Annotated in this window: 7 protein-coding genes; 1 reads left to right on the top strand and 6 read right to left on the bottom strand. The window is 59.7% G+C overall.

What is annotated here, in order from left to right; translation table 11 throughout:
- Nucleotides 1-94: 94 nt before the first annotated feature.
- From SNL23_RS30455 to SNL23_RS30430, 6 genes are all read right to left on the bottom strand, one after another.
- Complete coding sequence (locus SNL23_RS30455; protein WP_076015301.1) at nt 95-748, bottom strand: HAD family hydrolase; 654 nt, start codon at nt 746-748, stop codon at nt 95-97.
- 29 nt (nt 749-777) lie between these two features.
- On the bottom strand, nt 778-1,767 hold the full coding sequence (locus tag SNL23_RS30450) for an ABC transporter ATP-binding protein (RefSeq protein ID WP_003219745.1): 990 nt from the start codon (nt 1,765-1,767) through the stop codon (nt 778-780).
- A complete protein-coding gene (locus SNL23_RS30445) occupies nt 1,764-2,564 on the bottom strand; it encodes an ABC transporter permease (protein WP_003219747.1) in 801 nt (266 codons plus the stop codon). Before SNL23_RS30445 ends, SNL23_RS30450 begins: the two co-directional genes overlap by 4 nt.
- Nucleotides 2,551-3,414: an ABC transporter permease gene (locus tag SNL23_RS30440; protein WP_167663516.1), complete on the bottom strand. Its 864-nt coding sequence runs from the start codon at nt 3,412-3,414 to the stop codon at nt 2,551-2,553. Before SNL23_RS30440 ends, SNL23_RS30445 begins: the two co-directional genes overlap by 14 nt.
- Nucleotides 3,393-4,199, bottom strand: a complete 807-nt coding sequence (locus SNL23_RS30435; protein ID WP_076015303.1) for an alkaline phosphatase family protein — start codon at nt 4,197-4,199, stop codon at nt 3,393-3,395. The genes SNL23_RS30440 and SNL23_RS30435 overlap by 22 nt, the downstream gene beginning before the upstream one ends.
- 220 nt (nt 4,200-4,419) lie before the next feature.
- A complete protein-coding gene (locus SNL23_RS30430) occupies nt 4,420-5,487 on the bottom strand; it encodes an ABC transporter substrate-binding protein (RefSeq protein WP_076015304.1) in 1,068 nt (355 codons plus the stop codon).
- 351 nt (nt 5,488-5,838) lie between these two features.
- Here SNL23_RS30430 and SNL23_RS30425 point away from each other — a divergent pair, with 351 nt between their 5' ends.
- Complete coding sequence (locus SNL23_RS30425; RefSeq protein WP_010166446.1) at nt 5,839-6,552, top strand: UTRA domain-containing protein; 714 nt, start codon at nt 5,839-5,841, stop codon at nt 6,550-6,552.
- Nucleotides 6,553-6,631 lie beyond the last annotated feature (79 nt).

Raw genomic sequence — 6,631 nt, 5'->3', positions numbered from 1 at the left:
CCGCTTTTGCAAAGTGACTCGCTGTAAGAGCGAAACCATAGGCGGCCGTTACCTAAATAACGGATATGTACTCACCTCAAACCAGCGCAAACCGTCAGACCCAATGATGAATCGGCCACCCAGCCTTCTCAGCATGCGCCCGCAAAACCGGGTCCGGATTCACCACCTGCGGGTTCTCCACCTTCAGCAACAGCGGCAAATCATTGCGCGAATCCGAGTAGAAGTACGCCCCATCAAGGTGCTCACCTTCCTGCTCCAGCCATTCCATCAGGCGGGTGATCTTGCCTTCGCGGTACGTCAGTACACCGGTGGTCTTGCCGCTGTACACCCCATGAGCAACGTCCAGCTCGATCCCCAGCACTTCATCGATGCCAATACGCGCCGCAATCGGCTTGACCAAGTGCGTCCCCGACGCCGAGATTACCAAAATCCGGTCACCATTCTGGCGGTGCCGGGCGATAGTCCGCGTGGCTTCGCTGTAGATCAGCGGCTCGATAACGTCTTCCACCCACGGCTCAACAAGGTGCTCGATCTCTTCCGGCGTGCGCCCGATCATCGGCTCAAGGCTGAAGTCCATGTAGTCCTCCATGGCCAGCTCGCCGCGGCTGTAGGCCGCCATCAGTTCGTCGTTCTTGCGCATGAACGACTCGCCATCCACCCAGCCCAAGCGGCCCATCTGCTCGCTCCACAGGGTGGCGCAGTCGCCGTGGATCAGGGTGTCGTCCAGATCAAAAATTACCAATGCCATCAGTCACGCTCTCTCAAATAAATCGTGCGTCAGGCTACTTCACACAACGCACTTGGGTCGATGGAAAGTGCCAATCGCTGACCGTCGGGGTGCAAATCGTCGGCCGAACGGTTGAGTACATCGACCACCAGTTCCACCCCACGGGCTTCGATGCGGTAGCGAATCACGTTGCCCAACAGGCTGTGGCTGCGCACCAGCGCGTCCAGTTCGCCGCTGCGGCTGAGTTCGATGGCTTCCGGGCGAATGGCGATGCGCCCGGTGATCGGGCGCTGCAACAGTTTGCTGGCCTTGTCGGCGTCCAGCAGGTTGTAGTTGCCGATAAACCCGGCAGCGAACACATCCACCGGCGCGGTGTAGAGGGTCTCGGCATCGCCGCTCTGCACGATCTTGCCCTGGTTCATCAGGAAGATCCGGTCGGACATGGTCAGGGCTTCTTCCTGATCATGGGTCACGAAGATGGTGGTCAGGCCCAGCTCGCGCTGGATCTGGCGAATCTGTTCGCGCAGGTGCTTGCGAATCCGTGCATCAAGGGCCGACAGCGGTTCATCCAGCAGCAACAGGCGCGGGCGCGTCACCAGGGAACGGGCGAGGGCCACGCGCTGGCACTGGCCGCCGGACATCTGGTGCGGGTAGCGTCCGGCGAGTTCTTTCAGCTCCACCAGTTGCAGCACTTCCTGCACGCGTTTGTGGCTGTCGTCGGCATTGACCTTCTGCATGCGCAGGCCGAAGGCGACGTTCTGTTCCACGGTCATGTTGGGGAACAGCGCGTAGCTCTGGAACACCATGCCGATATGGCGTTTCTGCGGGCTCAGCGGGACGATGTCCTGGCCATCCAGCAGGATTTTCCCGCTGTCTACCGAGGTCAGGCCGGCGATGCAGCGCAGCAGGGTCGACTTGCCGCAGCCCGACGGGCCGAGCAGGGTGACAAATTCGCCCTTGGCGATTTCGCAGTTGATGTCACTGAAGACCGGCGTGCCGGCGTAGCCTTTTTGCAGGTGTTGGACGCTGACGAAGCTCATTGGCTTTTGTCCTTGTTCAAGATGTTGGCGGCCCAGGTCAGCACCAGCACGAAGAAGAAATAGGAGATCACCAGGGCACTGGTGAAGTGGCCGCTGCTGTTACGCATGTTGTTTAGGTACACCTGCAGGGTTTCGTAGCGGGTGCCCACCAGGATGTTGGCGAACACGAACTCGCCGAACAGGAACGAGAACGACAGCAGCAACGCCACCATCAAGCCCTTGCGAAGGTTGGGCAGTACCACCAGGAACGCGGCCTGGAAGGTGCTGGCGCCGAGCAGTTGGGCGGCGTCCATCAGGTCCCGCAGGTTGATCGCTTGCAGGTTGTTGGTGATCGCGCGGTACATGAACGGCAGCGCCACGGTGAAGTAGCAACCGATCAGGATCCACGGCGTACCCACCATCGCAAACGGGCCCGACCCGTAGAGCTGCAACAGCCCCACCGACGACACCACCGGCGGCACCGCGAAGGGCAGTAGGATCAGGATGTTCATCAGCGCATCGAGTTTCGGAAAGTGGTAATGCACCACAAACAGCAGCGGCAGGATCAGCACCACTGACAAGATCAGCGCGCCGACGCACACCAGCAATGACTGGCCGAAGGCATTCAGGAAACGTGGGTCACTCCACAGCTGGATGTACCACTTGAAGGTAAACCCGGACGGCAGGATGGTCGCCGACCAACTGCTGGCGATGGAGTAGACCAGGGTGCCGAGCAACGGCAGCACCAGGATCGCGAACAACAGGTACACCACTACGCGGTGGTAGAGGGCGGCCGAGCCAGGTTCAGCGCGAGACATGGTAGCTCCTCTTGAGCAGCAGTTGATGGACCACGGTCACCACGGTCATCAGCGCCACGAGCACCACGGCCAGGGCGCTGGCCATGTTCGGGTCCAGGGAGATGTCGCCGGAGACCATCGCCGCGATGCGGATCGGCAGCACGTTGAAGTTGCCGGTAGTCAGCGCGTACACCGTGGCGTAGGCGCCGAGGGCGTTGGCCAGCAGGATTACGAAGGTGCCCAGCAGAGCCGGGGTCAGCACCGGCAAACCGATATGCCGCCAGTACTGCCAACCGTCCGCGCCGAGCAATGAAGCGGATTCGCGCCAGTCTTCGCGCAACGCGTCAAAGGCCGGGTAGAGCAGCAGCACGCCGAGGGGAATCTGGAAGTACGTATAAAGGATGATCAGGCCGGTCTTGGAGTACAGGTTGAAGTCCTGAATGATCCCGGCCTGCTTGAGCATGATGGTGATACTGCCGTTGAACCCCAGCAGGATGATGAACGCGAAGGCCAATGGCACGCCGGCAAAGTTGCTGGTCATGTTGGCGAATGCGGTCACGAAATTGCGCAGCCGTCCGTCCACCCGGCGCAGCGAGTAGCTGCCCAGCACGGCGATGATGATCCCGAACACGCTGGAGTAAAAACTGATCTCCAGGCTGTACTGGATTGCCTGCAGGTAGAACTTCGAACTGAAGATCTTGCTGAAGTTGGCCAGGCCCCAGCCGAACTCTTCCGACTGGACGCTGCTGATCATCACCCACACCAGCGGGGCGATCTCGAACACGATAAAGAAGAGGGCGAAGGGCACCAGGCACAAGGCAGCCAGCCATTTGCCGCGGATCACTGAATTCACTTCAACAGCTCCCGGCATACAGGTTTGTCGTGGGTCACACCCAGCAGCTCGCAGACGGTGCCGCACAGCTCGGTTTGCTTGGGCGTGGCGTGGGTGTCGAAGCTGAAGGCATCACCCAGCACAAACAGTGGCACTTCCCGTTCTTCCGGCAGCAGGCCGTTGTGGGAACGGTCGTTGTTCATGCCGTGGTCGGCCGTCACCAGCACCTGGTAGCCGGCGTCGAGCCAGCCTTGCAGGTAGTCGGCGAGGATGATGTCGGCCGAGCGTGCGCTGTTGCGGTATTGCGGGGTGTCGAGGCCGTGCTTGTGGCCGGCGTCGTCGATGTTCATCGGGTGCACCACCAGGAAATTCGGCGCGTGTTTAAGGCGCAGGCTTTCGGCGTCGGCAAACAGGTGCGAGTCCGGGTAATGGTCATTCCAGTAAAAATGCCCATGCTGGATCGGCAGTGCCGGGTCGTTGGTATGACGATCGCGGGCGGCGATGAAGGGACTGCGGTTATACAACTCGCTGACCCAGTGATAAGCCGCCGCTGCGGTGGATAATCCGGCGTCGGTGGCGTAATGGAAAATGCTGCGCTGGTTGGACAGGCGCGAGACGTTGTTGTGGACGATGCCGCTTTCGATCGGCGGGACGCCGGTGAGGATGCATTCGTACAGGGGCCGGGACAGGGCCGGCAGTTCACATTCCAGTTTGTACAGTGCTGCGCGTCCTGCGCCGACGTAGGCCTGCAAGTGCCCCATGGCGTGTCGGGCAACCTCGTAATTCAGGCCGTCGAGCACGACAAGGATGACGTTGTGCTTCATAGGGGCTGGGGCTCCGCAACAAATAGGCTTGACTCAATTTCCCCTGAGGGAACGCAGTTAAGTGTGGGGGCGGGCTTTTGTGGGAGCGGGCTTGCTCGCGAAGACGGTGGGTCAGTCACACATGTATTGACTGACACTGCGCTTTCGCGAGCGAGCCCGCTCCCACCCAAGCCCGCTCCCACATTGGATCTCCAGCGGATCTCCAATGTGGGTTACAGCCTTATTGCATATTGATGATGACTTCTTCCTGCCACTTCTGCGGCAGTGCCTTGGAGGTTTTCTCCCAAGCGTCGGCGTCTTTGATCGGCGTTACTTTCTTGTACTGCTCGTTAGGCAGCAGCTTGGCCTGTACGTCGGCTGGCAAGGTCAGGTGTTCGGCACGAATCGGCCGCGCGTTGCCACGGGCCAGGTTGGTCTGGCCGGCATCGCTGAAGATGTATTCGCGGGTCAGCTTGGCGGCGTTCGGGTGCTTGGCGTATTTGTTGATGATGGTGGTGTAGCCGGAAATCACCGAGCCGTCCGACGGGATCAGCACCACGTAGTCATCCGGGTTGGCCATCTTGGCTTTGTAGCTCAGGCCGTTGAAGTCCCAGACCACGCCCACTTCCACTTCGCCTTTTTCCATGGTGGCGATCGTCGGGTTGGCCAGCGACAGGCGGCCTTGCTTGGCGATGTCGGCGAACATCAGCAATGCAGGCTGAATGTTCTTCTCGTCACCACCGTTGGCCAGTGCAGCGGCGAGTACGCCGTTGGCAGCCTGGGCGGCGGTGCTCACGTCACCGATGGAAACCTTGTATTTGCCGGTCTTCAGGTCCGCCCAGCTTTTTGGGGCTTCGGAGCCGTGCAGCAGCTTTTTGTTGACGATAAAGGCGATGGTGCCGGTGTAGGCCAGTGCCCAGTTACCGTCTTTGTCTTTCGCCCAATCCGGGACTTGTGCCCAGGTAGTCGGTTTGTACGGTTGCACTACGCCCTGTTTCACCGCGATCGGGCCGAAGGCTGCGCCAACGTCGCCGATGTCGGCGCTGGCGTTGTCTTTTTCTGCCGCGAACTTGGCGACTTCCTGGGCCGAGCTCATGTCGGTGTCGATGTGCTTGAGGCCATAGATCTTGGCCAGGTCTTCCCAGGTGCCTTTCCAGTTGGCCCAGTCATCGGGCATGCCGACGCTGTTGACGGCGCCTTCCGCTTTCGCGGCGGCTTCGAGCGTTTTCAAATCGGTATCAGCAGCCATGGCGGCGGTGCACATAGCAATGGTCGAGCCTAACAGTGATGCCAGGAAAAGCTGTTTCATCCGAAGCTCCTTTGGGCGTTTTCAACGCTGCGTTTTTATGAACGATTGCGAAGGTGTTGGTCTAGGTCAGCAATACACGAGCCAATTTAGGCGCGGGGGATGACAGTTTCATGTCGATGTCGTTTTTTGTTGGCCTGGACGAGGGGTTGCCGGGTAAGCGTAGACCATGCCAAACGGCCCGGAAGCCTTGGACTTGGCCGATGTATTGCAGGTCTTGTGGCAGGACGTCGCGAGGTGCTGTCATCTGTCGGTCACGTGCAATGCCTAGGCTTGCACGCAATAGCAGAGGCGCGTTTAGCGGGCGTTTTGTGCACCTGAATAGTGCTGGTCTAGTCCAGATAGGTAACGTTGATGCGTGATGAGGCAACCAAGGCGGTGACAACCATTGGCCTGGCGCTGCAAGAGCAGATCGACCATGGCTTGTTGGCGCCTGCCAGTAAGCTGCCGGCCGAGCGCAAGCTGAGCGAGTTGTTTGGTACCACCCGGATTACGGTGCGGGAAGCCTTGTTACAACTAGAGGCCCAAGGGCAGATTTATCGCGAGGAACGGCGGGGGTGGTTTGTTTCGCCTCCCAGGCTTGCCTATAACCTGATGCAGCGCAGTCACTTTCACGCGATGGTGAGTGCGCAGGGGCGGGTGCCGTCGACTGAGGTGATTTCGGCGCGGTTGCAGCCGGCATCGGCGGCGGTGTGTGCGTGGTTGCAGTTGCCGGCGTTGTCCAGCGTGATCCAGATTTGCCGGGGGCGCAGGATTGATGGGCGGTTGGTGTTGTATGTGGAGCACTATCTGAACCCGCAGTATTTTCCGGGGATTCTGGAGTGTGATTTGAATCAGTCCATTACGGAGTTGTATGCGCGGGTGTATGACTTGCATTACGGGCGGGTGCGGTTTGAGATTGTGCCGACGTCATTGCAGGTTGAGGCCGCGGCGGCGTTGAGGGTGTCGGTGGGGAGCCCGGGGTTGCGGATCGCTCGGGTTAATTATGATCAGCATGAGCGGTTGATTGATTGTGATCTGGAGTTTTGGCGGCATGATGCGATTCATGTGGGGGTGGATGTGGTTTGACGGGTTTTCTGTGTACATATCCGTTGTTTAGGTAACGGCGACTTAGGGGTCCGCTCTTACAGCGGGTCACTTTTGAAAA

This window comes from Pseudomonas sp. SED1 (assembly GCF_034044025.1).
In the GTDB taxonomy this organism is placed as follows: domain Bacteria; phylum Pseudomonadota; class Gammaproteobacteria; order Pseudomonadales; family Pseudomonadaceae; genus Aquipseudomonas.
The sequence above is the reverse complement of the archived record's forward strand: the minus strand, read 5'-3'. Positions and strand labels throughout refer to the sequence as shown.

Coding starts and splice junctions, on each gene's coding strand:
- SNL23_RS30455 (WP_076015301.1), bottom strand. CDS start 748: ATGGCATTGGTAATTTTTGATCTGGACGACACCCTGATCCACGGCGAC.
- SNL23_RS30450 (WP_003219745.1), bottom strand. CDS start 1,767: ATGAGCTTCGTCAGCGTCCAACACCTGCAAAAAGGCTACGCCGGCACG.
- SNL23_RS30445 (WP_003219747.1), bottom strand. CDS start 2,564: ATGTCTCGCGCTGAACCTGGCTCGGCCGCCCTCTACCACCGCGTAGTG.
- SNL23_RS30440 (WP_167663516.1), bottom strand. CDS start 3,414: ATGCCGGGAGCTGTTGAAGTGAATTCAGTGATCCGCGGCAAATGGCTG.
- SNL23_RS30435 (WP_076015303.1), bottom strand. CDS start 4,199: ATGAAGCACAACGTCATCCTTGTCGTGCTCGACGGCCTGAATTACGAG.
- SNL23_RS30430 (WP_076015304.1), bottom strand. CDS start 5,487: ATGAAACAGCTTTTCCTGGCATCACTGTTAGGCTCGACCATTGCTATG.
- SNL23_RS30425 (WP_010166446.1), top strand. CDS start 5,839: ATGCGTGATGAGGCAACCAAGGCGGTGACAACCATTGGCCTGGCGCTG.